26 protein-coding genes and 1 pseudogene are annotated in these 26426 nt (G+C 69.7%); 16 read left to right on the top strand and 11 right to left on the bottom strand.

Annotation, left to right across the window (positions count from 1 at the left end; translation table 11 throughout):
• The first annotated feature begins 148 nt into the window (after window positions 1–148).
• Window positions 149–424, top strand: coding sequence for a pentapeptide repeat-containing protein (locus tag ACFWBY_RS23650; protein WP_385409691.1), 276 nt, complete (start codon window positions 149–151; stop codon window positions 422–424).
• Between the two features lie 22 nt (window positions 425–446).
• Here ACFWBY_RS23650 and ACFWBY_RS23645 read toward each other — a convergent pair.
• Both ACFWBY_RS23645 and ACFWBY_RS23640 read right to left on the bottom strand, forming a co-directional pair.
• Window positions 447–764 (bottom strand): annotated as a pseudogene (locus ACFWBY_RS23645) (hypothetical protein); the annotation flags it as partial.
• A gap of 222 nt (window positions 765–986) precedes the next feature.
• Window positions 987–1595: a GPP34 family phosphoprotein gene (locus tag ACFWBY_RS23640; RefSeq protein WP_385334026.1), complete on the bottom strand. Its 609-nt coding sequence runs from the start codon at window positions 1593–1595 to the stop codon at window positions 987–989.
• A gap of 370 nt (window positions 1596–1965) precedes the next feature.
• Here ACFWBY_RS23640 and ACFWBY_RS23635 point away from each other — a divergent pair, with 370 nt between their 5' ends.
• Entirely contained in the window at window positions 1966–2841 is an 876-nt protein-coding gene (locus ACFWBY_RS23635) for a hypothetical protein (RefSeq protein ID WP_385334023.1), read from the top strand.
• Between the two features lie 271 nt (window positions 2842–3112).
• On the opposite strand, the gene ACFWBY_RS23630 is transcribed toward ACFWBY_RS23635, so the two are convergent.
• A complete protein-coding gene (locus tag ACFWBY_RS23630; protein ID WP_385334021.1) occupies window positions 3113–3646 on the bottom strand; it encodes a hypothetical protein in 534 nt (177 codons plus the stop codon).
• Between the two features lie 220 nt (window positions 3647–3866).
• On the opposite strand from ACFWBY_RS23630, the gene ACFWBY_RS23625 reads away from it, so the two are divergent.
• Window positions 3867–4067, top strand: a complete 201-nt coding sequence (locus tag ACFWBY_RS23625; protein ID WP_385334018.1) for a hypothetical protein — start codon at window positions 3867–3869, stop codon at window positions 4065–4067.
• A gap of 166 nt (window positions 4068–4233) precedes the next feature.
• Here ACFWBY_RS23625 and ACFWBY_RS23620 read toward each other — a convergent pair whose 3' ends face one another.
• Window positions 4234–5865 (bottom strand): hypothetical protein, encoded by a 1632-nt coding sequence (locus ACFWBY_RS23620; protein ID WP_385334015.1) that lies wholly within the window; start codon window positions 5863–5865, stop codon window positions 4234–4236.
• 1031 nt (window positions 5866–6896) lie between these two features.
• Between ACFWBY_RS23620 and ACFWBY_RS23615 the strand changes: the two genes are divergently transcribed.
• The 6 genes from ACFWBY_RS23615 (at window position 6897) to ACFWBY_RS23590 (ending at window position 11638) form a co-directional block, all read left to right on the top strand.
• Window positions 6897–7412, top strand: coding sequence for a GNAT family N-acetyltransferase (locus ACFWBY_RS23615; protein ID WP_385334012.1), 516 nt, complete (start codon window positions 6897–6899; stop codon window positions 7410–7412).
• A gap of 354 nt (window positions 7413–7766) precedes the next feature.
• A complete protein-coding gene (locus tag ACFWBY_RS23610; RefSeq protein WP_385334009.1) occupies window positions 7767–8435 on the top strand; it encodes a hypothetical protein in 669 nt (222 codons plus the stop codon).
• 62 nt (window positions 8436–8497) lie between these two features.
• The gene (locus ACFWBY_RS23605; protein ID WP_385334007.1) at window positions 8498–8860 is read left to right on the top strand and encodes a hypothetical protein; all 363 of its coding nucleotides are present in this window, start codon (window positions 8498–8500) and stop codon (window positions 8858–8860) included.
• Window positions 8861–9258: 398 nt separating this feature from the next.
• The gene (locus ACFWBY_RS23600) at window positions 9259–9954 is read left to right on the top strand and encodes a hypothetical protein (protein WP_385334004.1); all 696 of its coding nucleotides are present in this window, start codon (window positions 9259–9261) and stop codon (window positions 9952–9954) included.
• Window positions 9955–10003: 49 nt separating this feature from the next.
• Window positions 10004–10831, top strand: a complete 828-nt coding sequence (locus tag ACFWBY_RS23595; RefSeq protein WP_385334002.1) for an arylamine N-acetyltransferase — start codon at window positions 10004–10006, stop codon at window positions 10829–10831.
• Window positions 10832–11158: 327 nt separating this feature from the next.
• On the top strand, window positions 11159–11638 hold the full coding sequence (locus tag ACFWBY_RS23590) for a GNAT family N-acetyltransferase (protein ID WP_385333999.1): 480 nt from the start codon (window positions 11159–11161) through the stop codon (window positions 11636–11638).
• 117 nt (window positions 11639–11755) lie between these two features.
• Here ACFWBY_RS23590 and ACFWBY_RS23585 read toward each other — a convergent pair whose 3' ends face one another.
• Window positions 11756–12382 carry a 2'-5' RNA ligase family protein gene (locus ACFWBY_RS23585; RefSeq protein ID WP_385333997.1) on the bottom strand — a complete coding sequence of 209 codons (627 nt, stop codon included), beginning with the start codon at window positions 12380–12382 and terminating at the stop codon, window positions 11756–11758.
• 521 nt (window positions 12383–12903) lie between these two features.
• A complete protein-coding gene (locus tag ACFWBY_RS23580) occupies window positions 12904–13359 on the bottom strand; it encodes an RpiB/LacA/LacB family sugar-phosphate isomerase (RefSeq protein ID WP_385333994.1) in 456 nt (151 codons plus the stop codon).
• A 611-nt stretch (window positions 13360–13970) separates the two neighbouring features.
• On the opposite strand from ACFWBY_RS23580, the gene ACFWBY_RS23575 reads away from it, so the two are divergent.
• Both ACFWBY_RS23575 and ACFWBY_RS23570 read left to right on the top strand, forming a co-directional pair.
• Window positions 13971–14672, top strand: a complete 702-nt coding sequence (locus tag ACFWBY_RS23575) for an HAD family acid phosphatase (protein WP_385333991.1) — start codon at window positions 13971–13973, stop codon at window positions 14670–14672.
• A gap of 915 nt (window positions 14673–15587) precedes the next feature.
• A complete protein-coding gene (locus ACFWBY_RS23570) occupies window positions 15588–16331 on the top strand; it encodes an NPP1 family protein (RefSeq protein ID WP_385334104.1) in 744 nt (247 codons plus the stop codon).
• A gap of 1036 nt (window positions 16332–17367) precedes the next feature.
• On the opposite strand, the gene ACFWBY_RS23565 is transcribed toward ACFWBY_RS23570, so the two are convergent.
• Window positions 17368–18495: a glycoside hydrolase family 64 protein gene (locus tag ACFWBY_RS23565; protein WP_385334102.1), complete on the bottom strand. Its 1128-nt coding sequence runs from the start codon at window positions 18493–18495 to the stop codon at window positions 17368–17370.
• A gap of 280 nt (window positions 18496–18775) precedes the next feature.
• On the opposite strand from ACFWBY_RS23565, the gene ACFWBY_RS23560 reads away from it, so the two are divergent.
• The gene (locus tag ACFWBY_RS23560) at window positions 18776–19396 is read left to right on the top strand and encodes a nucleoside/nucleotide kinase family protein (RefSeq protein WP_385333988.1); all 621 of its coding nucleotides are present in this window, start codon (window positions 18776–18778) and stop codon (window positions 19394–19396) included.
• 56 nt (window positions 19397–19452) lie between these two features.
• Here the strand turns inward: ACFWBY_RS23560 and ACFWBY_RS23555 are convergent, their stop codons facing one another.
• Both ACFWBY_RS23555 and ACFWBY_RS23550 read right to left on the bottom strand, forming a co-directional pair.
• Window positions 19453–19950, bottom strand: a complete 498-nt coding sequence (locus tag ACFWBY_RS23555) for a hypothetical protein (RefSeq protein WP_385333985.1) — start codon at window positions 19948–19950, stop codon at window positions 19453–19455.
• A 136-nt stretch (window positions 19951–20086) separates the two neighbouring features.
• The gene (locus tag ACFWBY_RS23550; protein WP_385333982.1) at window positions 20087–21280 is read right to left on the bottom strand and encodes a serine hydrolase domain-containing protein; all 1194 of its coding nucleotides are present in this window, start codon (window positions 21278–21280) and stop codon (window positions 20087–20089) included.
• A gap of 324 nt (window positions 21281–21604) precedes the next feature.
• Between ACFWBY_RS23550 and ACFWBY_RS23545 the strand changes: the two genes are divergently transcribed.
• The gene (locus tag ACFWBY_RS23545; protein ID WP_385333980.1) at window positions 21605–22045 is read left to right on the top strand and encodes a hypothetical protein; all 441 of its coding nucleotides are present in this window, start codon (window positions 21605–21607) and stop codon (window positions 22043–22045) included.
• Between the two features lie 182 nt (window positions 22046–22227).
• Here ACFWBY_RS23545 and ACFWBY_RS23540 read toward each other — a convergent pair whose 3' ends face one another.
• Both ACFWBY_RS23540 and ACFWBY_RS23535 read right to left on the bottom strand, forming a co-directional pair.
• Window positions 22228–23241, bottom strand: a complete 1014-nt coding sequence (locus ACFWBY_RS23540; RefSeq protein ID WP_385409692.1) for a VOC family protein — start codon at window positions 23239–23241, stop codon at window positions 22228–22230.
• 27 nt (window positions 23242–23268) lie between these two features.
• Window positions 23269–24183, bottom strand: a complete 915-nt coding sequence (locus tag ACFWBY_RS23535; protein WP_385333974.1) for a LysR family transcriptional regulator — start codon at window positions 24181–24183, stop codon at window positions 23269–23271.
• A 185-nt stretch (window positions 24184–24368) separates the two neighbouring features.
• Here ACFWBY_RS23535 and ACFWBY_RS23530 point away from each other — a divergent pair, with 185 nt between their 5' ends.
• The 3 genes from ACFWBY_RS23530 (at window position 24369) to ACFWBY_RS23520 (ending at window position 26416) form a co-directional block, all read left to right on the top strand.
• Window positions 24369–25181 (top strand): inositol monophosphatase family protein, encoded by an 813-nt coding sequence (locus ACFWBY_RS23530; RefSeq protein ID WP_385333972.1) that lies wholly within the window; start codon window positions 24369–24371, stop codon window positions 25179–25181.
• Between the two features lie 50 nt (window positions 25182–25231).
• Complete coding sequence (locus ACFWBY_RS23525; RefSeq protein ID WP_385333969.1) at window positions 25232–25876, top strand: NADPH-dependent F420 reductase; 645 nt, start codon at window positions 25232–25234, stop codon at window positions 25874–25876.
• Window positions 25877–26095: 219 nt separating this feature from the next.
• Window positions 26096–26416: a hypothetical protein gene (locus ACFWBY_RS23520; RefSeq protein WP_385333966.1), complete on the top strand. Its 321-nt coding sequence runs from the start codon at window positions 26096–26098 to the stop codon at window positions 26414–26416.
• Window positions 26417–26426 lie beyond the last annotated feature (10 nt).

Genomic DNA, 26426 nt, shown 5'->3' with positions numbered 1-26426 from the left:
CCAGACGGTCCCCCGTTGACCGCCTGTCGTGAGCCACATGGGGGCGTGAGCGCAGTTATGCCGGGTCTTCGAGAGAGCGACGTGTTAGAGATGTAGGGAAATGTCCAGAAACAGGAGGTATGTAGTGATGCGTGCGCATCTTCTTCGCGTGGCGGCTGTCGTCGGTACCGCTGCGGTCATGACCCTCGGCGGAGCCGCCATGGCGAGCGCTGACGGCGTCGGCAACTCCGGCATCGGCAACTCGGGTGTGGGCAACTCGGGTATCGCCAACTGGGGGGTGGGCAACTCGGGCATCGCCAACTGGGGGGTGGGCAACTCCGGCATTTTCAACGGGGGAGTGGGCAACGCCGGTTTCGGTAACACCGGAGTCGGTAGTGCGGGCATCGGCAACACGGGGATCGGCAGCGCGGGTATCGGCAACTAGGGCCTGTGTGATGATGTGATCGGTCGGCCACCTCCAGGAGGTCGTCGATCCGGTCATTGAGGCGCGGAGGTGGAGGCCGGCGAGGCAGCTTCCAGTGTCTTGTCGTAGCGGGTGGCGATGCCGCGCCAGGCCTTCAACTTGTTGATCAGGGCGTTCGACGGTGTTCCGTTCCTTGTGGAGAACGGCGTCGTGGCCGACGAGCCGACCCGCCTCTCGCGCCCTTCTTCTCCCGGTTGGAGCCTTGGTCCTTACGCTCCGGAATGATTGCCTTCACTCCGTGTCTACGCAGGCAGGGGCGGTTGCCGTGGGGTGAGTACGCCTCGCCCGCGGCGACCGCTCCTGTCCCGCGTTGGCCGCCGCGGCGGGAGAGCGCTCACCCCACTCGATCAGGTTCAGTGGCCGCGGCCGGTTCCCCCGGCTGCGGGGTGGTCCGGCACGGCCGGGTGGTACTTCAGCGCGGTGAAGGATGCTGGTGCGCACGGCATGCCGACGGCGGCTTCGCCCCGGCGGTGACCGATGGAGTTCTCTACGGGGGGCCGGGGAGCCTGCGGACGCTCCGTCGTCATCCGGCGCCGCCCCGCCAAATGTTGTCGAAAGCCGCGTCCTCGATGGCTCGGCGTTGTCGTACGGCCGCCAGTTCCACCAACGCGTCGTTGACGGTGGCCAGCACGGTTGCGACGTCGTCGGCCAAGTCCGGAGTGTCTTCCGTCCGCTTTCCGCGGACCCCTACGGCCTCCGCGAGGGTGGCGAGTACGGGTTCGTCCGAAGCCCAGCGGTCCGCAGACCGGCGGCGGCTGGGCGAATCGACCAGCACCAGCTGACCGGCCCGGAAGGAGATCCCGCGGCGGCGTTGCCTGATGAGCTGCCCTTCCTGCTCGAGCGCGGCTTGGTAGGCCGCGGACAGACCGCGGCCCCTGCGCCACAGCCAGTCGGCGACCGACTCGTAAGGCACCTCCCGAACGAGCGACGCGGCTGCCTCGTCCAACAGGTGATCAACCAGGGTCGGCTGATCACCCGGCACGATGTGATCCCCGTCCAGCCTGATGGCCTGGGCGGCGAGGAGGTCGATCACCTCGGCCCCTGCGAGCGCAAGCGACAGGTCGCCTTGTTCGACAGGGCGACTGGACTCCAGGTCCATGGAAACGATCAACAAGTCCCGCGGAGTGGTCATCAACGGCTCCTCTCGGCCGTGCAGGAATGCCGCCGGCCAATCATTGATCGACTGTACGACGAGGGCCGGGCGGCCGTGACTGATTCCCGGTGACCCGTGGCAGCGGCGAGCCCTGCAGCGGCACTTGAGGGGCTGCCGCTGGGGGAGGCGGTGGCCCTTCGCTCGCCCTGCCGGTGTCGCATGTGCGCTGTTCGGCTGCGGCGGCGGTGTCAGCGGTGTCAGCGGTGTCGGCGGCGGCGGCGGTGTTGGGTGGCGGGGAGGGGGGCGCACGAAGAATTAATTGAACGCGTTCAGTCCGGCTGGCAGAATGGATCCACGCCGCCAGTCTGGCGAACGCGTTCATTTCGCCGTGCCGCGAGGGGGGTTGGCCGTGCATCAGGAGCGGTCGTACGGCCGGATGCTGTTGGTCTCGGCGCTGGCGGGATGCTTGGAGGTCGCGCTCGCCGTCGTCGTGGTCCTTCTGTACGTCCGGACGGAACCGCCGCCGGACACCCCGGTCGACTACGCCGCCCTGGTGGCGGCCCTGTTCTCCTTAGGCGTGATCGTCGGGGTGATCGCGTTCGTGCTGTCCCTGGTCTTCGTGCTGCCGGCGGTGGCGCTGGCCGACCTGCTCGGCCGCCGCATCGGCGGCCGCGAGGCGTGGTGGTGGGTTCCGCTCACGGTGGCGGCCCTGGTGGCACCGCCGATCGCGGCCTTCGCGGCGTACAACAGCGTGGACACGCGGCTCGTGCTCGTCTTCTGGGCGGACGCCACGGCCGCACTCTCCGTGGGCGGCTTGGTCGCCCGGCCCCGGCACCCGGGACTGGTCCGGCAAGTGGCCCTGGGGGGCGCCGCGGTGGTGGTGGGAACGGGCCTCCTCGGCGCCCTCGGGCTCACCTCCGGCCTGCTGCCCGCGTACGAGCCGCCGGCGATCGGTGCGGAGACCATGGTCGGCACCTGGGTCGACCACACGGGCGGAAGGTTGGTCTTCACCTCGGACGGCCGGGTCACGGCCGCCGGCGTCGGCAATCACCGCCCCTCCGACGAACCCGGCGACCCGTCACGGCGGTGCTCGGGTTCCGGCACCTGGTCGTACGAGCCCGGGTGGAACGTCTGGACCCAGGAGGTCCGCGTCCACGTCCCCGGGTGTTTTTGGCAGGCGTGGGGCGTCGGCGGCACCGACCGGGAGCCCGGGATCCACCAGAACGTCGGTCCCTCGGATTCCGGAAAGCTGTACCAGCTGCGGAAAGGCGCCGACGGATCCTGATCCCGGAACGCTTCTTCCGCGTCGTCGCCGCCTGAACGAAGACGCAAGGGGCCGATGCGGAGCCGGTCGTCCGACCGGCCGCCTCAGGGCGGCGCCGGCGTGTCGAGGGGACCACCTGTTTTCGGTGCCCGGCGCCATTCGACCTCTTCCCCCGCGCAGCAGAGCACTGCGGAGAGGTCTGTGTCGGCGTTCTGCCGCTGGACAGCAGGTAGCCCCCACCCGAGCGAGGGCAGGGGCTCTCTCAGCGCCCGCTGGTGAGGCGTTGGTCAGGTCAGCACGGCTTGATGAAGTACACGGGAGACCAGTCCACGTTGCTGCTGCTGCCCTTCGCGGTGTGGTAAAAGCGGATGGTTCGGTCGGAGTTGTAGAACCAGGCCTTCGTACCCCACGTCTGGTTGTTGTTGAAGGAGCCGATCCCTACCCCGTTGAAGTTGTAGAGCCCGCAGTAGTAGTAGTCGTAGTAGTAGCCGAGGCCGTCCGTGATGCAGAGGTGGCCGTTGCCGCACGCCAGTGCGACACCCGGGGCGGCGAGGTCCCGGGCCTGGGCCTGGCCCGGCGCGCTGACCGTCACCGTGCCGAACTCGGTGGCGAGCTTGTTCGCCGAGATCTGCCGGCTTCCGGTGTGGTCGGCCAGGTAGGCGTCGACCTTGTTCTGGAGCCGGCCCGCCTGGGCACTGGTCAGTCCTGCCGCGCGGGCCTGTTGGCCGTAGACGGACGGTTGGGCTGCGGCCGACGCCTGCCCGGCAAGGGACGTGCCCCCCAGTAGAGCGGCCGCAGCGGCAATCACCGCGAAAAGCTTGCGCACGTACACGGTGCCTCCTCGTAGAGACCGGGGAAACCCTCATTGGGCCTCCCGCGTATGCCGACGGTCCCCTACGTGAGCCGTGGAGCACCATGGTTTTACCCCTGGCCGAATAGTGCCGTCCGGGGTGCCCGCGACGCCGTCTCGCCCCTTGTAGCCGGCGCCGCCACCGCCGCGGCCCTCACCATCTGGCTCCGCACGTGACCGGCCGTACAGGTCTCAGGTGTTCTCACCACGCACGGACAGCTCCTCCCGGTGCTGGGGGCGGATCGTCGGCGGCTCGGGCATCCTGGCCCGCCTGGCGCCGCACGGCGGCTACCTGTCCGTTCCCCACGGCGGCCACCTCCTGGGCAACGCACGGCCCGACTGGCTGCCCCACCTCGGCGACCACCTCGTGCGCACCCTGACGGGAACACCCGAGTAGACCGTTTCACCGGCAGGACCATCCTCATCACCGGAGGCGGCACGGGCCTGGCGTGGTTTCCTCGCGCTACGGGTCTGCGGGTCCTGCCCGGAACGCAATGACATCGGCTCCCGCCGCGCGTGATCAGCGCAGCGGGAGCCGATGTCGGTGGTGGCTCGGAGCCTGACTACGGGGCGTCCAGCTGAGCCTTGCTGTGGGCGTAGAGGACGCGCTCACACACGAGGCCCAGGCACGGCGCCGACTTGCCGTCTTCGAGGGCCTCGGCGTTCACCGCCGGACCGTAGTGTTCGGAGACCGACCACAGACGCTGCGCGCCGCGTTCGTAGTAGAGGTCTTCGGCACCCGTGGCGGTTTTGATCGCGCTGCCGTTGGACACCAGCTCACCGTTGCTCCACTTGTAACGCCAGAGGTTGCCCGGGTCGTTGTGGCCGGCACTCTGGTTGACGTACAGCTTCTCGCCCATCGCCAGCGCACCCTGAGCGCCACCGTTGGTCATCGGCAGGTAGTTGGCCCAGCCTTCGGCCGCCACCTCGCCGGAACGGTTCTCGAGGTTCTTGACGGGGAACGAGGCGATCCGCCCGGGGGAGGGGTAGCCGCTCTCAGGACGGCAGTACTCACCCATGATCAGCCGGTCCGGTGTCGTGCTGCGGTCGAGCGACAGGTAGGACGCCTTCGGGGCGCCCGTGCTGACGCACTTGAACGAACCCGAGGGGTTGGACTGCTCGGCCTTGAACTTCCAGGCTGCCACCTGCGGCATCACGTAGCGGTAGCCGAAGCCGTACCAGACGTTGTTCTGGCGGCCGACCTTGGTCTTGTCCTCGACGTTGGACGTGGTCTTCACCCCGTCGGTGTCCGCGCCCATCTCGTCACCGGCCTTGCCGTCCCCGTTGGGATCCAGGTCCATGATCTTCTCCATGTCGAAGATCCGGATGCCGTTCCGGGTGTCGGCGACGTAGAGATAGTGGCCGTACCAGACCATGCCGCCCGCGTGCAGGCCGTTCTGCATGTGTTCGTCCGGGTTCGGAACCGTCGAGCCCTCGTCGGAGTGCACTCCGTCGAAGGAGACGTGGTCGGAATTGTTCATGTACGTCCAGGCCAGCAGCACATGCCGGTACTTCACCGTGCCGTCGGTGCGGCGCTGCACGAAGGAGATCCGCACACCCTTCTGGCTGCAGGCGTCGTTCGCCTTCAACTCGTCGGGGTTGCAGTCGCCCACCTCGTTCCCATTGCTGTCGCGACCCGGGTCCCAGTTGTCGTAGGACGCGTAGAGCTGGATGTTCGCGTCGTTGCCGACGCCGTACTGCTCATTGTCCGCGGCGTCCGAGACGCCGGTCATGGCCTGCGGGATCCACTCGCGCGAGGTCGAGTCGTCGCCCTCCAGGCACCACTTGAGGGCCGGAGCGGGTGCCGTGCCGAACGGGTCACGGCTGCACGACGTGGTGTTGACGGTGCGGTTGGCACTGGCGAGGAGCTTCGATACGCCCGCCTTCGGCAGTACGCCGTCGAGACGGGCGACGCGGTCGGCGGTCGTTCCGTTCATCGCGCCGGCCTGCAGGACGAAGTCCGAGGGGTCGGCCTTGCCGCCGGGGCTGCTCCACGCCCTGGTGCCCAAGGGCGCGGCACCGCTCGCAGCTGTCTGCGGATCCTGGCGCCACGATTCGGGCACCGGCGGAGGAGTCCCCTCCGCGTGGGCCGGGGCCGACAGGCCGGTCAGCACCAGCGTGACTGCGGTGGTGGCCGTCAGCCACGCCCGGCGTATTCGAATGCGGGACGAGCGCCGGGACATGCGTGGGGACATGCGTATTGCCTCCGTTGTTACTGCTGTTGCTGCTGCGTCAGCTGAATCGAACGAAGGCTTTCAGGGCGCTTGTACGGAAAGCAAGCGTGATCGATGGGCCAACCACGCACGCTCGAACGGGATGTGGGGTGTTGCCCCGGAACCTCCGATTCCGGGCCAACGTCCCAGGCCGTGTGGATACGTGTGGCCGCCGCGGTGTCCGCAGTGGCTCTGGAGATCCTGGTGAACCGGCGTCGGTGATGGCGACGTCGAGGGCTGCCCGGCTATCCGACGAAACGGGTGGTGATGTCGCAGGCCGGCCCAGGCGGGTCCCGGTAGGTGGCCGACCAGGACTTGTAGCCTGGCGTAGTCCAGCGCGACTTGGCGTGGTGGGTGGGATGGTGAGGCCGCGATACTCGAGCAGTCGCCGGCTTTGAGGAGAGAGCGGTGCATGGCCGCGCGAGTCCCGATTCCTGGCCGCCGCACCCGACCGAGCTCCTCGTCGTCCTCCAACTCGAACACGCGCTATCGGACGGTGCTCTCGCTCGTCTCGGCCGGCCGCACCAAGCTCGGGCGCCGTTGCCCCCAACATGCGGGCATCCACCGGCAGCAGACCTAGCTGCCGCCCGCTCAGGTACGGGAGCAACATCACAAACGTTAGGGCGAGTTGAGGTCTTGCCGACGGCGACCTTGGCTCCGTACGTCTCCCGTGCCTTGCAGTCGTCGCGGTGGCCGGGCAGAGGCGGGCCGGCGGCGACGCCGATCCGCGTCTGCGCCTTCATGCCGCAGCATCGTCGCCATTTTGCCGAACTGTTGCGGGCGCACGTTGCGGGGCCCCCCGGGTACTGCCCCTGGCGGGACAGGGCATGACTCGGTCGCCCGAACGGAATCGGCGTGAGAGCCTCACGCCCGTGGCCACCGGAAGCGAGGTAGGAGAGCTGTCGCCCCAGCGCGGCTGCGGACGACCGTCCCTCAGGAAGTGCTGTCGATCCTGACGGACCGGCAGCGGTAAAGCAGTTCGTTCAGGGTGCCCGTGGCATTACCGTGGCGCGATGGTGCATGTGCGGGAGATGGATGGGGCTGACATCGAGGCCGTCTCGACGATCCGTGTCCGGGGATGGCAGGCGGCGTACGCCGGCATGGTTCCCCAGACGTACTTGGATGCCCTGACGGTCGAAGGTGATGCCGGTCGACGGCGGCAGCGGTTCTCTCAACCCGGTCGGACGTCACGAGACCTTGTGGCGCTCGGTGACCGTGGCCCAGTGGGTTGGGTCTGCTTCGGGCCGTGTGGGACCGAGATGTCTACTCCGGGGCGGGCAGGCGAGGTCTACGCCCTCTACGTCTCTCCCGATCTGATCGGCCAGGGCATCGGCAGGAGGCTCCTGGACGAGGCACACGCGCAGATGAAGAAGCAGGGCTTCGAGGTGTCGGTCTTGTGGGTTCTTTGTGACAACCAACGAGCCCGGCGCTTCTACGAGCAAGCCGGCTATCAAGCCGACGGGGCGGCGCAAGACGACGTCTACGACGAGATCACACTCACGGAGCTCCGCTACCGGTGCGTGCTCTGAGTTCAGCGCCGATGGGTGCATCCTGGTCGGTTTCGGCTCGATGACGTGCACTACACGGCTGCGATGCCCACCGGCGCTCCGCCCGGTGCGGGGTGCGCCTGCATCATCTGGCCCATGGCGACGGCGGTTGCCCCGCCATACGCCCACCTGCTTGATCGTCGGTTGCCGGCGGCAAACCTGGTCACACGCAGCGGCGAGGATCAAGGGAGGAGTGGGGTCGCGAACCACCCCCGCCGAGTCTTCTCGCGGTGCTCCGGGTGCCCGGGGCTTCCCCTCCGATCGCTCTCCGACCTGCGAATGAGATCATGAGGGCCGGAAGCGCCGTCGTGCGGCGGCGCGGGGGAAGGACTGAGCGTGGCCCAGGGGCGGATGACGTACAACGTGCGGTACGGGACGTCCTTGCCGGTCGTCGTGCGTCACGGCGACGGCGCGGGACGCGAGGGGGATATCGCCATCGGGCTGCTCTGCCGCGTGCCCGACGGCCACGGAGGCGCCGCGCACTCCTCCGCCCGTACCTTCGACATCGTCGGTGAGGGCCAGATCGCGATCGCCCGGGTGTCGACGGAGGGGACGGGATCGCGCGTGAGCGGACGCCCCGCCGTGTACCGCGTCGACGACCCGCACGGCGCCCCGCTGGGCCGGATCACGTACCGGCGCGGCCGCGCCCTGCGCGGCGCCCGAGCCCGCTGGACCGTCGAGTCGGTGACCGGACACTCCGTACGCGGTTTCCGCGGGCGCCTGTTCTGGTGGGCCGTGTGGTGGCCCGTCGGCCTGCCCGTGAGCCTGGTGTGGCTGATCCTGTCCCTCCTCGGCGAGGGCGACGACGCCTTCGGCAAGCCGCGCAGGGTGATCTGGCGCGACTCCTCACGGCGGGCGCACCTCGTCTTTCGGGGCGTCGCGGACGAGTACCGGGTCCTCGACGGGAGCTGGGACCCCCGGCTGGTGGCCGCGCTGCTCGGACTGCACCAGTCGTACGACCCGTCGGAAGGCAGCGGCGAGAACGGCTGGTACGCCAGGCCCTGAGCCGGGGCAGATCCAATGTGCGAGCTGACCAGGGCTTTAGGCGCTGACGGGGGAGGAGATCCATGGCCGGTGACACTCAGCAGACAGCCGTGCCGACAGTCGAGTCGCGCAACACACCCGCCCGGGCCGGTATCTGGGCGGCTGTTGTGGGCAGCAGCCTGATCGTGGGCATCGTCGTGACGCCCATGTTCTGGCTGATGTACGGCGGCTATTACACGGCCTGCACGTTCCTGTGCGGCATCGTAGCCATCCCGACAGGGCACCTCGGACGCCGGCGTGGCAAGCACTTGGGGGGCCGTGACCGAGGTAAGGCGCTGCTCGCCATCGTGACCGGATGGCTGCTCATCCTCTGCAGTCTGCTGCTGGTGCTCGCCTACGTCGGGCTGATCGCAGGACTCGGGTTTCTGGTCACCGTCGCAAAATGAGCCGCGGAACCGAAGGCGAATCCGGCGCTACCCAGCCGCGGGCGTTACGGGTGTGCCGGCGTCGACTGCCGGCGTCGGCGCAGGATTCGAGGACAGCCTCGGGCCCGTGGGCGGTGAGCGGATCGGCCCCCAACGGGCCCGGAAGCGCGTACCTCGTGAACGGGCGAGGAGGTTGTCGACGCGCAGAGCGGCGCGCCGACGGGGAGTTGCTGAGCTCGGGTGACGACGCGCCGCGCCAGGGGCCTGGTGGGTTGACGGAGGCTGCTGTTGGTTTCTCCCCGGTGGCTCAGGATGGTGCTACGAGCATGCGCAGGAGTCCGGGTTCGCCTATTGGCGCACCTGAGGGCCGCGCGGCCGACTGCGGCGCACAAGGGCGAGGTCGTGGAGGCGTCCGCAGCATGATCCGGGTCGCCTGGCGCCGGCAGCGCCTCCAGCTCCTCATCACCGCCCTTCTCATCGCGGCGGTGGGCGCCGTGCTGCTCTTCTACCGCTTCGACGCCGTCTCCCTCATTCAGGACCGGGGTATCGCCGGCTGCCTGCGGATCGGCGTCGACCCCTGTTCACGGAGCGCCATGGCCGCGCTGAGCTCCGAGTACAAGACGTACGTGTCCATCATCCCCATGGTGCTGCTGTGCCTGCCGGTGCTCCTCGGCGTGTTCGCCGGTGCATCGCTCTTCGCGGGCGAGTTCGAGCACGGCACCCATGTCTTCGGGCTCACCCAGTCGGTGAGCCGGCGCCGCTGGCCGGCGACCAAGCTGCTCGTCGGCGGAGGTCCGGTCACCGTCCTCATGCTCGTCCTGGGGCTGGTCGGCGCATGGGCACTGACGCCTCTCAACCACGTGACGCGCGGCCCCATGATGACCCCGGGCTTCGAAACACAGGGGCTGGTGCCGGCCGCGTACACCCCGTCAAGGCGGACTGTCATCAGGTGTCCGCGTACTGTGCAGAGTTCACGTGTACGCCGCCACCTGCCCTACCGGGACCGCCGCGCAGCGTCGGCCCGGGCCACCAGCGCGGTGAACACCCTGTCCCAGGTGCCGTTGACGGACCACCCGCCTCCATCCTGGTACGTACGAAACGGCCTGTCGACCTAGGTCCAATGGCGCATGGCGCGGCGGGCGGCAGGTCGTAAGAGTGGCTGCCATGGAACTTCTCGACTCCGCCCGTACCGACGCCTACCTGCGCCGCCTGGGCGCGGCGCGCCCCGCCCGGCCCACGGCCGCCTCGCTGCGCGAGCTGCACCTGCGTCACCTGCACACCGTGCCGTTCGAGAACCTGTCGATCCACCTCGGCGAGGACATCGTGCTCACCCGCGACGCCGTCTTCGACAAGATCGTGACCGTCGGCCGCGGCGGTATCTGTTACGAACTGAATGCCGGATTCGCCGAGTTGCTGGGCGCCCTCGGCCACCGGGTGGAGCTCCTCCAGGCCCGGGTGTACGGCAAGGACGGTGCGCTGAGCATTCCGTACGACCACCTGGCGCTACGAGTCGACGGGCGCTGGCTGGCGGACGTGGGTTTCGGCGACCACAGCGCATACCCGCTCGACCTGGACGAGCCAGGTGAGCAGAGGGATCCGGGCGGGGTGTTCCTCGTCCGGCCGGCCGGGGACGACGCGCACGGCACGAACGACGAGGTGGGCGGTGGCGGCGGCGACCTCGAGGTGCTGCGCGACGGCGTGCCTGCGTACCGGCTGGAGACCCGTCCCCGCGCACTCGCCGACTTCCTGACCGGCGCCTGGTGGCACCGCACCAGCCCGGAGTCCGGCTTCACCAGGGGCCCGGTCTGCTCCCGTCTCACCGAGGACGGAGGCCGGATCACCTTGAAGGACCACACCTTCATCACCACCTCGGCGGAAGGCGACCGCGCGGAGGAGGAGCTGGCGACCGATGAGGAAGTACGCGCCGTCTACCGTGCCGAGTTCGGCATCGAGCTCGACCGCCTGCCCGTGCCGCTCCACCCTCGGCCCTGAGCGCAGGCGACCGACGGCCACCCTGAAGATGCCGGTCGAGGAGGAACGCGCCAGGGTCCTGGCAACCGGGTGCGTGCACGTCCCAGGACCAGCCCTGAACCAGCTCAGCGCACCGGGCGGCACCAGCCTCCCCAACCTCGTCCAGCGACGCTCGCCCGCCGCCGTCAGGAGACCGATCGGGCCGCAAAGGTGCGGCCGACAGCCGCATTTGGGCTGGCGGCCGGAGTGATGGCGTGGTGTGGATCTTCAGCTGGCAGGATCAGTGGCATGTCTTCGTCTTCGAACCCTGGCCTTTGGCCCGTTTCGCTCAGCACGGACCGACTTGTCTTGCGCCCGATCGAGCGCGGTGACGTTGCCGCCCTGTCGCGGCTCTGGACCGACGCCGAGGTGCGCCGCTATCTCGGTGGGCCCGTGGCCGGGGAGACACTTCGTGCCCGCGAGGAGGGGTGCGTCGCGGCCTTCGGCGCGTTCAGCGTGGTCCTGACCACGGACAGGTCCGTGGTCGGTCTGGTGTCGGTCGAACGATGCTCGCGCCGGGGCGGCCGGACAGAGGTGTCGTATCAGCTGCTGCCAGAGCACTGGGGCTGCGGATATGGCCGCGAGGCGGTCGTCGCCGCGGTGTCCTGGGCCTTGGACGCAGTTGCCTCCGAGCGGCATGAGGTAGTCGCCGTGACCCAGAAGGCCAACGAGCGTTCCCGCAGGCTGCTCGAGTCCATCGGCATGCGACTGATCGACACCTTCGTGGAGTGGGACGCCGAGCAGGTCATGTACTCCACCGATCGAGCCGGTGCGCCGGCCCGGCCTTGAGAGGGTGCCATCCGCGACCAGCGGCCGACGGTGGCCAGACGGCTGCTGTCGGCCGGCCGCGCGGTCTGCCGCCGGCGTGAGTCGCGGCCAAGGGCGTGGGACTGGCGGGCGGAAGGTTCACGGCCCGTCCGGGTCGCCGAGCGGCACGGTGAACCGCGACTGCCAGCCTTCCTCCCTCAGCACGACCAGCTGAACCGCCGCCGCACGGGTGCGCACCGGCAGCAGGTTGCCGATCGCAGCGCGGACACAGGCGGCAGTCGTCGGGTCGTCCGCACCCATAGCCACCGTGACATGGGCGGCGGGCCGCACCCCGAAGCGGCCCTTGTACGGGCGCAACGCGGGCCACTGGGAGTGGAACGCGTCGACGATCGGTTGGAGTCCCGGAACGGTGACGGCGACGAAGCCGGGCGCCGTCACGACCTCCTCCAAGAGCAGATCAGCTGCCGGGGTACTCGCCGCCAGGGAACGCACGTCGTTCTCGTCCTGGCCTGTCAGCGCCGATTCCGGCACGAACGGGTAGAGGAGCGAGACGTGCGCCGGCACCCCACGACGCACCAGAGCCGGGTCGATACGCCACGCCGCATCGAGGAGCGGGGCGGCATCGGGCAAGACAATGACGACGGCGGTGGTCCCTGGCTCTGGCACGTCCTCATCATCGCAGGCCAGTCCGCTACTGCGCCCATTGCACTCCGAGGTGGGCGAGGTCGGCGAGTTGGGCGTGGTCGAGGCGGTCGCGACCGGCACGTTGGCTGGTGATCTAACCGCCCGCACGGTGCCGCTTCCGTCCGGGACGTGCTCGTGGCCGAGGACCGCAGGAGTACGACGAGGAGCCCTCGGACTTCGACGCGGACGAGCCCGCTTTCGTCGCGGCCCTGCAGGCCCGGGCTGCTTCCTGGCGCGTACTGTCGGCCCACAGCGCCGTTCTTGTCGCCCCGAAGCCGCCTCGTCGCTGCTGGTCTACGGCTCGCTGATCGACCACGAGTAGCCCGTTGTACAACCCGGGGCTTCGCTGACACCTTGGAGGGCCTGGTAGGCGGTTTCAACCGCCTTCTAGCTCCCGCGTCCCACACCGGAGGGGCAACTCGCGAGTTCGCCACGACCGCTGGGTCCCGGTGCGCGGCGCCACGAAACCACAGCACTAGCTCCCCCTTCGCCCGACGGGCGTCTTCGCAGCCAGCCCTCAGCGGGCTCGCATCCCACGGGGGAGCGGGCCGGATCGCGGTGGTGGAAGCGATCCACCCACCCGCGGGCGTGACCCTCTTCGTTCAGGGTGTGGTTCTGGTGCTGTCGAGCTGTTCGATGCGCGCCACGTTTTCCTGGTCCTCGGGGTCCGTGCTCACCGAGGCGGTGAACCAGGCGTCGAGGATCTCTTTGAGGAGCGGTTCCGAGGTCAGGCGCAAGCTGAGGGCGAGTACGTTGGCGTGGTTCCAGCGGCGCGCACCGTCCGCGGTATAGGCGTCTGTGCACAGGGCCGCGCGCACGCCGGGCACCTTGTTCGCGGCGATCGACGCGCCCGTACCGGTCCAGCAGCACACGACTGCCTGGTCGGCGTTTCCGACAGCGACCTCGCGAGCCGCCGCTTCCGAGCAGGCCGCCCATTGCGGATCGTCGCCGGGGCGCAGCGCCCCGAACGTCACCACATCGTGTCCGCGGTCGCGCAGTTCCCCGAGGAGGGCGTGAGCCACGGGTTCGTCCATGTCCGAGGAAACGCAGATCCGCATGCCCCGAGACTAACCGGCCGTACGACGGACGATCGCCGCGAGGCGCGCAATGAGCGCCTCGGCGCTACCGCGGTTGACCGCGTGCAGCTGTCCGGGCGCCCCGGGCGCCTCGCCGGCTCCAGTCCCCAGGTCGGCGACCCGGGGCGTACCGGTCAGATACCGCGGGCGTGCCGCCCACGGCTTGCCCCATGGCCACGACGTCCGGTGTGCCTCATCGATGACCACCATGTCTCTACCGGCCGACTCCGAACGCACGGGCTTTACGAGGACTGACACGCGACGAGGGCCCGCCAACTTCTTCTGCGACACCTCCAACTCGAACTCGCCGCCCAGCGCGGCGCCGGCGAACCACGTCGTGTTCTGGGCCCCGTTCCTTGTTGCGGAAGTCGATCACTCCATCACGTGCGACAACGCCCCAAGCGGTCCGGCACCACTGATAGACGACACCACGCTCACATCGCCACGTTGAGCGCCCTTCACACGGGGCCGTAGGGGGGCGGAGATCGTTTCCTTCACCTTGATTCACCGCCCGGCCACGAAAAGTTTCCTACCGGCCAGTAGACATGGGGATGAATCTGGCCAACGCTGGTCGCGTACATGCCAGTTATGACATGACCCAGGAGCGCCCCCACATGCTCGACACCCGCCGCACCCGCACCCGCACGACTCGCGCCGCCGCCGCCGGCGTCGCCGTCGCGTCCGCAGTCCTGACCCTGCTGCCCGCCACCGCCGCCGAGGCGGCGCCGGTCCGGCCCACTGCCGTGACCATGTCGGTGTCTGCCTCCGCGCCCGGCGGCAACGCGGCGATCCTCGGCATCGACTACGCAACCTGGCAGCGGGACGTCGCCACCGTCATCGACGCGGTCCGCCCGACCATCGAACAACGCATCGCCACCTCGCCGGCCGGTGAGAAGCCCGCGATCGTGCTCGACATCGACAACAGCTCGCTGGAGACGGACTTCCACTGGTTCTGGACCCTCCCGACCCCCGCGATCTCCAAGGTCCGCGAGCTGACCCGGTACGCCAACGAGCGCGGAGTGGCGATCTTCTTCGTCACCGCCCGCCCCGGGATCGTCTACTCCTTGACCGAATGGAACCTCAAGTCCGTCGGCTACCCCGTCTCGGGTCTGTACGTGCGCGACCTGCCCGCCCTGTTCGACGAGGTGAGCGCGTACAAGACCGCCAAGCGCACCGAGATCGAGGGCCGCGGCTACACGATCATCGCGAACATCGGGAACAACGCGAGCGACCTGGTCGGCGGCCACGCCGAACTCACCGTCAAGCTGCCGGACTACGACGGCAAGCTGTCCTGACCTCGGGAGCGGAGCTTGCTCGCGCCCGATAGCGCCGAGTCGTGGAGGATCTCCCACGTCTTCATGCGGGTGAAGACGTGCGCTGGGCGAGCCACAGCTCGGATGGTGACATGACGGCAGGGCGACATCGCCGTTGGCCGGCTCGAGCGGCAGGCGGGGTGTGCCTCCAGCACGGCCGCGGGGTGGACACCGGTACGCCGCCGTTGGCATCAACGCTCAGCTTGCTTTCTGCCCGTTCATCTGGGTCCGGTGCCACCGTCGTGGTGGGCGCGTCGGCTGTAGGAATCGTGGTCGCAAGGACACGTCCGAGGGCGTAACGGGTGCGGGCTCGCGGTCCTTCGAGCCGAGCGGGCGGCCGGGGGCGGTGCGCGTCGATCCGGTGAACGGGCTGGAGGGCCCGTCTTGGCCCGTAGGCGCCTGCACTCCCGCCGAACCGGGGCCGGGGGCATGTCCGGTTCCGCCGGCCGCTCTTACGGCCGACGCGGATCCCGCGTTCGCGGGCGAGCGAGGCGGAGCTGGGCGTGTGCGGCCGGGACGAGCCGGCTCAAGCGGTCGGCCGCTCCCGAGTCTGCTTGAGCAGCCGGAACGCTTCGCGGCTCTGCGGTGGCGCGTTCCTCCGCGCGGGCCGGCTCTGTCCGTCCTGGTTCGGACTGGCTGAGCCCAGGGTTCTGTCCGCTGACCGTACGGAGGCGTGACGGAGTCCCCCGCGATCTCCATGGTGCACTCAACTTCCCTTAGCAATAGGACAGTTCAGGACTCCTATGTAAGAAAGAGGAGTCGCCCGGACTCTTGCTGTGCCGCCCCCGTTCGCGAATGATGCTCACCGGCGTGTCGGCCGACGGTGGTCGTCATGCGCCCCCATCTCGAACCCGACCGGCCAGGAGGCACTCTTTGCGGACGAACCGTCACATCCGGATGTCGTTAGGGGTTGTTGGCGCTGCCCTCGCGCTGGTGGTCGGCGTTCCCCAGGTGGCCTTCGCGGCGCCACCCCCGGCCCTGCCCAGCCAGGCCGAAGCGATCGAGGTGGCCTTCCAGCCGGCCTATGACTACGACACCGACGGCTGCTACCCGACTGCCGCCATAGGTCAGGGCGGAGTTCTCAACGGCGGTCTCAGCCCCACCGGTGCCCTCAACGGCAACTGCCGGGACGCCTCGGACCTCGGCAACACCAACGGCTACTCCCGATGGACCTGCAACAACGGCTGGTGCGCCGTGATGTACGGGCTGTACTTCGAGAAGGACCAAGCCATACCCGGCATCAGTCTCGGCGGCCACCGCCATGACTGGGAGCACGTGGTGGTGTGGATCCAGGGCAACGAGGCCAAGTACGTCTCGACTTCCGCTCACGGCGACTTCGTCATCCACGCACGCGACCAGATCCGCTGGGAGGGCACCCACCCCAAGATCGTGTATCACAAGGACGGCATCGGCACGCACTGCTTCCGCGCGGCGAACGCGAACGACGAACCGCCCGAGAACCATCGCCAGGCGTGGCAGTTCCCCGCGCTCGTCGGATGGGCGGGCTACCCCGCGGGCCTGCGCGACAAACTGAGCCAAGCCGACTTCGGAAGCGCGCACTTCGGTCTGAAGGACGGTGCCTTCGCCTCCCACTTGGCGGAGGCCAAGCCGGCGGGCATCCCCTTCGACCCGTACCTGTAACCGGAACCCCGCGCGTCGCGTATGTCGGCCCGGGAAGAGAGCGTCTGCGGTCGCGGCACGAGGGCAGGGGCGACGCCCCGACGTCCTGTTGCCCCGGAACACGAGAGCGCTGCGCCCGCGATGGCGCGGAACTCCGGGGGCGGGTTTCGGCGGGTGGGACTGTGGTGCCCAGTTCACATCGGCCGGTGTCGAGTTCGGCGCCGATGCCGCGCCGACGAGGGCGTGCCGCGGGGCGCCCGGACTTCGCTGCCGACGGCCGCCAAGGGAATGGTGCCCGCGCAGGGCGACAGCGAGGCGGGCATCGCCGCCTGCGGCGACGAACAGGCCTGCCGGTGGATCGCGGTGCGCCACGCACCCGGCGAGGGAGTCCCTGCAGCGCACCGTCCGCCAGGCCGTCGCCCTCGCCCAGGGCGACACGGACGTGCGAGGTGCCCCCGACCCGGCCTGACGTCCGCCGCGCACCGCCGCCCCACCTGATCGGTGGAGGGCGCGGCAGTCCCGCCACGCGCGGAGACCGAGAAGGAGCCGAGGGCCGACCCTACGCAGCCGGTCGGATCGGTTGCGGCGGCGCGGCGGGCTCGGCGCCGCAAGCCCCGTCAGTCGCCGCCCCCGCCCCCGCAGCCCCCGCCGCCTCCGCACGACGAGCCGCCCCCGCAGCCGTCCCCACCGCCGCTGCCCCACGAGCCCCTGCGCCGCCGCCTGCGCGACGACCCACCGCTTCCCCTTACCCCGGCCATGATCAGCGCGACGAGGATGAACCCCGCGACCACCAGGAATTCCATGCCCCTGCCCCCATTCACCGTACGGTTTCCGGCCCCATGCGGTCCGTGCCAGGGAGATCCCCCGCCGGGGTGCCGGACCAACCGCACTTGAGGAACTCCAGAGCTTCGGGCGTCGTGACGTATACCTGCCCGGCACGTTCGTCGGCCGCCGCGGCGGGGCGCCCGAGTACGACCGGTACTGGGGCGCCCCTCCGCCTCGCCTCGCACGGCACGGACACCGCGGGCTCGGCCGACACGATTCCGGAAGAGACGACCTAGTTGAACGGCTCCAGCGTCATGAAGGCCTCCTGCGGGTTTCCGTCGTGCACCAGCGACTCGTGGGCGCCGACGTCGTCGAAGGCGAAGCCGTACGCCTTACCGTCGGCCATCTGCTCGTGGATGATGCGGGAGTAGTGGTTGGTGACGGCGTCACGGTAGAAGTCGGCGCCGTTCGCGTCGGGCTGGCCGGGGTTGGTCAGGAGCGTCGACCGGTTGTAGCCCGCGCACAGGGTGCGGGAGATCGGGCCGCGGACCAGGTCGTTGGGTGCGTCAAGCAGCTTGTAGCAGCCGAAGATGCTGTCGGAGTCCGGCTTCTGGAAGCTGGTGACCACCGCTCCCGAGCTGTTGGTGAAGTTCATGACGTTGCCCGAGACCCGGCCGTAGTACTTGGTGTTCGGCTGGTTCGCGAACGGCGTCACGGTGAGCGTCGAGGAGCTGTACTTGGTCCAGACCCGATTGACGTAGTCGTTCATGACGCCCGCCGGGATTCCGCCCGCCTCGATGCCGTGACCCGGCGAGAGCGCTCGTAGCGGTGTGCCGTCGGGGCGGTTCTGGATCAACCCTCCCCAGCCGGCCGAACGCAGCTTGTTGAAGACTGCGTTGTAGCCGCCCGGCTTGAGCCGACCGGTATTCACCACCGTACCGTTGGCCGCCTTCACACCGACCGCGTACGGAGCCGAGAACATGTCGACCTGCGTGCTGTTGATCCACAGACCGGCGTCGTTGAGGGTGTACTCGGACCAGTTGAACAGGATGTTGTGATTGGGGTCGGAGGGGTTCTGCACGGCGGGCTGCACCAGGCCGCCCGTGCTGACCTTGAAGACGAGCTTCTGGCCGACGGAGAAGTAGACGCGTCCGGAGAACTTGGGCATCCGGATCGTCTTGGTCTGCCCGTTGGCCGGACCCGCTATCGACGCGTCGGGCGCCGGGGTGGGGGGATTGCCGCCCACGGGCCAGGGGTGGAACGTGCCGTTGGCGTCGGCCCAGCCCTGTTGGCCCGTCGTGAGCAGTGTGCCCAGGTTGTAGACGTAGACCGGCTCACTCCGTCCCGAGCTGTTCTTGATCGTGAGCGGGATGGTGACCGGTACGGCCTCCGCGGACGCCGACTGGCCGAGAACCGTCAGGCATGCGGCGACGACCGACGTCGCGACCCCGAATGCCAGTACTTTCGATAAGCGGAACACGCTTTCCTCCTCGTGGGGGGACCTGATGCCGGCCAGTGCGGTGCCCGGTGAGGGAGCGGGCGGACGGAGCGACTGGACGGCTTGAAGGCTGAGAGCGCTCTCAGACTCGGGCCCCGTTCACCTTCTGTCAATGAATTCCGCACGGCTCGGGCGTGACGGCGCCCCCTCGCGGTGCCCGCTCCCGGCGCCGCGGGATGCGGTCCTAGGGCAAGATGCACAGGTGGAGAAGACGACTGAACTGGTGGCGAGGGCGGGTGCGCTCGCCGTCCGGGGAAAGCGGCGCATCCTCGGCATCGCCGGGCCGCCGGGGTCCGGAAAGTCGACGCTGGCCGCCTTGCTCGCCGACGCGCTCGGGCCGCGGGCGGCCGTGGTCGTCCCGATGGACGGATTCCACCTGGCCCAGGCCGAACTGGCCCGGCTGGGGCTGGCCGACCGCAAGGGCGCTCCGGAAACCTTCGACGCCGCCGGCTACGTCTGCCTGCTGCGCCGACTTCGCGCACCCGGCGCGGCCACGGTGTACGCCCCCGCCTTCGACCGCTCCCTCGAGGAGCCGATCGCGGGCAGCGTTCCCGTCGCCCCGGCCCTACCGCTCGTGATCACCGAGGGGAACTACCTGCTGCACGATGCGGGGGAGTGGGCGGCGGTACGGCCACTGCTGGACGAAGCCTGGTACCTCGCCCCGGACCGGGCCCTGCGCATCGAGCGCCTGGTCGAGCGGCACGTACACCACGGCAAGGATCCGGCGCACGCACGCGAGTGGGTGGCGCGCTCGGACGAGGCGAACGCCCGGCTCATCGCCCCGGGCCGCGCCCGCGCGGATCTCGTGGTCGACACGGGCTGACCCACCAGGGCCGCGGCTTCCTGCTCCGCCGCGTCCTTGGTGGGTGCGTCCTTCCGTCAGTACACGAGCTTGTAGGTCACGTCCTTGGGGACCGGCTCCGGTGCGGTGTCGGTGTAGAGGATCCTGATCGTCGTGAAGCGCCGGACGTCGGGGTGCTCGGGCCAGGCCTGCGGATTGCCCAAGGTCACCGTGACCGGGTAGGCGCGGAAACGGCCGGCCGCGCAGTAGGGGCGGCAGTCGTTCACCATGTCGGTGCCGGTGGCCGTCGCGCTCTTCGCCCCCCAGGTGTCCCACCGGAGTCCGACGAGGCGGTTGTTACCGTCACCGCAGGCCAGGAGGTACTCCTCGGGGCGCATCTGCGCCTGGGAGAAACAGTCGACGACCACGACCGGATCCAGAGGATCCACGATCCGGGCCGATGACGTACCACCGGGGTGCGCGGAGGCCGGGATCACGGCGGCCGTCATGGCCGCCGCCGTGCACAGCAGGGTGGCCATGCGCACCCGGCACCGGCGGGACGTGCGTACGGGACGGCCGGTTGCTGAAACGTTCACGAAGGACCCTCCTCGCCACTCTGCCCCCGCCGGCACTACGGCGTTCCCAGCTTCCCCCATCGGTGTGAACCTCGCACCCGCTGGGAATCGCGGCTGACGGCGCGTACGGCCTCGGCGGTCTCCACGACCGCCTGGGTCACCCGCGCAGCAGGGCGCAGACGAAGTCCTCCTCGACCTCCCGGACCTGTGCCAACAGGTCGGGGTTGCTGTTGAGGGCCGTCTGCGTGGTGATCGAGAAGGTCAGCGAGCGCCGGCCGTCCGCCGTGGCCGCCGCAAACTGCGTGTAGCCGGGCGTATTGCCGGTGTGGCCGTACACCGCCCCGCAGCGCGTGGTGTAGCGGTAGATCGCCAGGCCGGCTTCGGTGCGACCGGGTCCGGGAGGCTGGGACAGAGCGCCGGGGATGAACCTGAACTGCTGCCGTCGGGTGCGGTCCGAGACGAGCGCGCCGCCCGCGTAGCCCCGGATGAACGCGGTCAGGTCCTTCGGCGTCGAGACGATGCCCCCCGCTGCCCAGGCCCCCGAGGCGCTCACGGCCTCACTGACGTCGACGGGCCCGGCCTGCGGATCGATCTGGTAGCCGTGGAGGAAGGGCACGGGCAGCCGGTAACCCTGCGGCAGGCTCGTGGCTTCCATGCCCAACGGCTCGTAGACGAGCTCGCGCAACAGCGTCTCGTACCGGCGTCCGGTGGCGGCCTCGGCCATGAGGGCCACGGCGATGTTGTCGGAGTTGGAGTACTGGTAGCGGCTGCCCGGCCGGAATTCGAGCTCCTCGTCGGCGACGAACTCCAGCAGGCCCCGGGAATCGAAGTGGTGGCGGGGGTCCTCGGAGACGATGTCGATGAACCCCTGCGAGGCGGAATAGTCGGGCAACCCACTGGTGTGATTGAGCAGTTGGCGCAGCGTCACCCTGTGCCAGGCAGCAGGCTGACCGGGCAGCACCTCGCCGATCGTGTCGTCCAGGTGCAGCCGTCCCCGGTCGACGAGTCCCAGGGCCACCGCTCCGCTGAAGGCCTTGGCGACACTGGCGATCCGCATGTGGTCGGTCGCCTTCGGCAGCCGGCCGCTCTCCACATCGGCCACACCTGCCCGGTAGGTCTCCGTACGGTCGCCGTTACGCAGCACGGCGATGACTCCGGGAGGGCCGTCGGGCCTCTCCACCAGCTCCCGCAGCTCTTGGCGCAGAGAGGCCCGGGGCGGCGAATTGCGGTCCGCGCCGGCCTGGGCGGGCTGCACGGAGGCGGCGAGCACGGCGCCGCACACGGCGGTGGTGGCAGCCAGGCGCAGTGACGGGCGGATCCGGCCGGCGTGGCCATACGGGCGTGGGGACACGGAGGTACCTCCCGGGGAAGACGGAGCGCGGGGGCCCACGATGGCAGGAGCCGTACCGCTGCCGACGGCGACGCGGCCGCGGCCCGCCGAGCCGTGGCCCATCCGGCCCCTCGTCGGCTGGTCTCGGCTGACTGGTCATCTGCCGTGGGCATGTCCGTTGCCGGCGCCGACCCATCCTTCCCGCGCGGTAGCCGAGGAGAGGATGACCGCCTTCGTGCTCGGGCTTACGGTGAGGCCGAGACGGTGCAGCGCTCTTGGCCGGGGTTGAGACCTTGCCGGGGCCCCTGGTGCGCGGGTGGCGGCCGGGCAGGCTAGTTTGCTCGGATGAGTCTCCTTGATGATGTGGCCGAGCGCGACGGCTGGCAGTGCTGGGTGTGTGACGAACCGGTCGACCCCGACGAGTCGGTGAACGACCCGCGTGGGCCCAGTGTCGACAGCCGGACCGCCGACCGGAAGGCCAAGGTCGCCGAGCGGCTCGCACACCGCGGGTGCAACACCCGCAAGGGCGCGGTCAAGGTGGTCATCGCCTGGCCGGAGCGGCTGTACGTAGTCGAACCCGCGCCGCTGATCGCCGTTGCCGACAGGCTGGAGCGCAAGGGGGGCCGCGAGATCGTGGGCCGTTGTCCGACCAGGAAGGACGCACAAGAGGCGGCGGATTGGCTGGTGGACCGGTTCTCCCGACTGGTACCGGGGCTGCCGGTGACCGCCGCCATCGAGGCGGGCGGCGGCCAGTTCCTCGTCGTCCTCGCCACCGGCCGCCGCTGAGCGAGGATCACCCGCGCACACTCGCGTCGAGATGGTGGTCATCCGACTATCCAACGCTGCAGAGCCTGGCCGACCGGTGTGCGAAGGCACTGTGCTTTGCGCACCGGTCCCGGAAGGGTGACCGCGAACCTCTGACACCTGCCAACGAGCCGCGCCATCGGAAATGCGGTAATGCAGTGCCCCTATGCCCCCTCTCGGATCTCCCGGAAGATCAGAGCTGCACCGAGGGCCGCTTCGGCCGGAACGAAGATCTCCCCTCGGGCCGTCTCGCGTACGGGCAGTCCGTTCTCTGCAAGCAGCGTACGCACCCGGGCAATGTCAGGGACGGCGACCGTGTAGGCGACAAGCGCCGGGAGCGCGGGCGCAGCCTCACCCGGCAGCAGATCCGGGAGGTCGGCCTCGGCCACGAGGGTAACCGGCCCCTCTGCGGAGATCGGCCGGCCCAGATACTGCTCGTACCGCTGGCCCACCAGGGGGAGTTGTCCGTCAGGTACGCACAGCACCGCCTCGACGAGGTCCTGGGCGCCGTTGGGGTGGTCGAGGTGACGGGTGTCCTGATATTCCGGGTCCAAGTCGGCAACGACGCCGACCCGGCCTTCCGGCGCACCGTCGATCTCCAGGTAGCGGACGGGTTCCGTGCGCACGCCGTTGGGGGTCTCGACCGGTCGGCCGACGGTGTTCACCCCTCCGTGGTCGACGCCGGCAGCGGTGAGCCGGGTTCCCGTGCCGTCGATGTCCGGCGAGGAGAACATCAGGATGTGGAGTCCTTCGAAGCGATCACGCCATCCGGCCAGCTGGGCGCTGGTCGCCTCGATCCGCGACAGGACCAGGAAGAGCTTCTCCGGAGGTGCCTGGAGCGCAACGATCCGCGCGTCAGGTGGCAGGCCCGCCATGTTCCCGGACTCCACCGGGGTCACCAACTCGACGAAGCTCCGGGAGAGGTCGGCGTGGGTGTTCGCTGCCCCGAAGGGCTCTGGCGCGGCACCCTCACGGGGTGCCAGCGCCGGCACGCTGGGCGGCGGAACCTGAAAGCCGAGCCGCCGGTAGAGCGCTATGGCCTGTGCCATGTCGCTGACGACGTGGCCGACGTGATGTAAGCGCGTGATGTCGTGAAGCATGGCCTCACCGTAGGCCCACCGGGAAGCCCGCGGAGAGCACTTCCGCCCCCTGTGCCGACGGACGAAGCTGGTCCTCATGGCCCGAGGCAAGCGGCTGGATCCTCTTCAAGAGGCGGTCGGCGGTGTGAATAGTGCCTGGACGGTTTCGGTGGCCAGCTCTCGCAGCCAGGTGTGAGCGCGGTCGTTGTCGTAGCGCTGGTGCCACAGCAGGTACAGGGGTACGTCGGGCAGCGGGATCGGCGGCGGCAGTGTGGCCAGGCCCAGTTGCTCCCGGGCCGTGCGGGTGACCGCGTCGGGGAGGGTGACGACCAGGTCGGTGTCGAGGGCGAGTCTCAGCGCGAAGGCGGCGGTGGGCCCGGCGGCGACGACGCGTCGTTCGAGGCCGCGTGTGGTCAGAGCGTCGTCGATCGGGTCGCGGAGGCTTCCGCGCCGCGAAACGGTGAGGTGTTCGGCGGCGGCGTAACGCTCGAGGCTCAGCGGGCCTGCGGTGAGCGGGTGGCCCGCGCGGACGGCAACAACCAGCCGGTCTCTGCCGACGAGGCGGTGGCGGATGTCGGGGAGGGTCGGAGCGCTGGAGCTTGATTCGAGGTCGACCTCACCCCGGCGCAGCTCGGCGTCGTCTGTCCCGGGTTCGGCGGACAGGCGCAGCCGGACGCCGGGGGCCTGATGGTGGACTGCCGTGGTCAACGCGGTGCCGCATGCGGCGGTCAGGGTGTCGTGCCAGCGCACGGTGAACACCCGGTCCAGAGCCGCCAGGTCGAGTTCCTGCTGCGCGGACAGAAGTTGGTGGGCCTGCTGCACCAGAGCGTGGACCTGGGCGCGCATGGCCAGCGCGCGGGTGGTGGGGACCATGCTGCGGCCGGTGCGGACCAGGATCTGGTCACCGGTGGCCTTGCGGATGCGGCCCAGGGAGCGGCTCATCGCCGGTGCGGTGACGTGGAGGCGTGCTGCCGCGCCGGCGACGCTGCCCTCTTCCAGGAGGGCGTCCAGGGCCGTGAGCAAGTTCAGATCCAATTGCATGGCAGTAACTCTACAAGTGACAAGCATGCACTTGTTGTTAATGACCAAGCGGCCTACCTTCGAAGTGCGGGGGCGAGGCAACCGCCCCGCTTCGACCGCCCCGCTTCGACCGCCCCGCTTCGACCGCCCCGCTTCGACCGCCCCGCCTCGACCGCCCCGCCTCGACCGATCCCAGGGAGCCCACCATGAGCACAACCATGCCTTTCGACGCCGGTACGACGCTCCTCTCCGACGTGACAACTGCGGTGGAGACCGCCGGCGTCACGCTGCGCGCCCGCCACACCCCGCACGCCCGGGGCGTGAGTCTGGACGAGGTCGTGGGCGAGATCCACGCCAACGACGACGCGGTGCTGGACGTGCTGCGGGAACCCCTGTTGCGGGCCCGGCGAGGGGCGCGGTGGGCCGAGGACGAGCTGGCCGGCGGCGCGCTCCCGCCGGGGGAGTGGTGGGTCGTCGACCCCGCCGAGGGCAACATCAACCACGTCCACGGCATGGACGACTGGGCCGTGACCGCCACCCTGGTCCGCGACAACCAGCCGGTACTCACCGTCGTCCACCTGCCGCTGACCGGCGACACCTACACCGCAGTGGCCGGCGGCGGTGCCCGCCTCAACGACCGGCCCCTGAAGGTGTCCGCCAAGACCGACCTGGGCGCCGCGCTCATCGGCACCGGCCAGGCCAAGCCCGGTGAGGGCGAGCGCACCTTCCGGCGGATCGGTGACTCCGTCACCGCCATGCTCATCAACGGGCTGGTTGTGCGCGTGTCCGTTCCCGCCACGATGCAGCTCATCCACGTCGCCGCCGGACGCATGGACGCCTTCTGGCAGTTCTCCGACGTCCGCTCGGGCCTGGTCGCCGGCGCCCTGCTGGTCTCCGAGGCCGGCGGCGCCGTCACCGACCTGGCGGGCGACCCCTGGAACACCGGAAGCCGCGACTTCCTGGCCGCCGCCCCCGGCGTCCACGGCGCCGCCCTCAAGGTCCTCTCACCGACCGACTGACCGGAAGTCTCCGCGCTTCCCCACCCCGATACCGCAAGGAGCATCACCGCATGACCAGCATCGGCATCCTGGGCGCCGGCCGCGTCGGCACCAACCTCGCCGGCAAGCTCTCCGCAGCCGGACACCATGTCACCCTCGGCGGCCGGAGCGCAGAAGGCGCCGCCGCCCGCACCATTGGGCTCGCCCCGCCGGTGGCCTTCGCAGACCAGCGCACTACTGCCCGCACCTCGGACATCGTGATCAACGCGACGCCCGGCCACAGTACGCTGGCACGCCTCACCGACCTGCGCGCCGAACTAGCCGGCAAGATCCTCGTCGACGTCTCCAACGCCACCCGCGACGCTGGTGACGGCCTGCCCGGCGACCTGTGCTATCCCGGCAGCAGCCTCGCCGAGAAGCTCCAGTCCGCGCTCCCCGACACCCATGTGGTCAAGACCCTCAACACCATGCTCTTCATGGTCATGACCGCTCCCGAAACCCTGGCCATCCCACCGACCGCCTATCTCTCGGGAGATGACGAACACGCGAAGAAGACCGTCACCGGCCTGCTCGGCGACCTGGGCTGGCAGCCCGAACGGATCGAGGATCTCGGCGACATCACCACAGCCCGCGCCACCGAGGCCATGATCCTGGTCGTGCCCCACATCCTGCGCCGACACGGCTTGAAGCCCTTCGCCGTCTCCCTCGCCCGCTGACCCACCAGGACTCGGTTCAGACCAAAACCGGGTAGCGGGCTCGTGCGAGGCGGCCGGGTGCCGGCAGGGACAGCGCCCGCTGGGCTGCAAGTGACGCTGAGCCTCGGCTCCGGGGGCGATACCACCCTCCTGATCAACGGGAGACCCTCTACAACCGCCCTATGGACAGCTGGCAGGCGACCGCACCCACCGAACGCAAGGTCGGCAACGCGATCGTGGTTGTCCCGCGATGACGATGCGTCAGGGCGTGGCAAACGCAACCGCGTCGCGCCGGCGCCCGAGTACGCCGAGCGCTACACCCGTGAGATCCTCGACCCGTTCGACCTCGACCCGTTCGACCTCGGCGCGCTCGTGGCCGAGCTTCCGAGCGGCTCGGTGACCGCCCTCTTCTGCGTCGAGCGCGATCCGCGGGCATGCCAACGCTCGCTTGTTGCCGAGCGCCTGCGCGCCGAGCACGGCCTGCCCGTCACGAACATCCGTCCGGGCCCAACCCTGCCCATCACCGGCCTTAGCGGGCCTACGAAGAACCGACGCCACTGACAGTCGGTCC

This window comes from Streptomyces sp. NPDC060049, from assembly GCF_042736715.1.
Taxonomy (GTDB): Bacteria; Actinomycetota; Actinomycetes; order Streptomycetales; family Streptomycetaceae; genus Streptomyces.
This window is presented reverse-complemented; position numbering and strand designations above follow the sequence as displayed.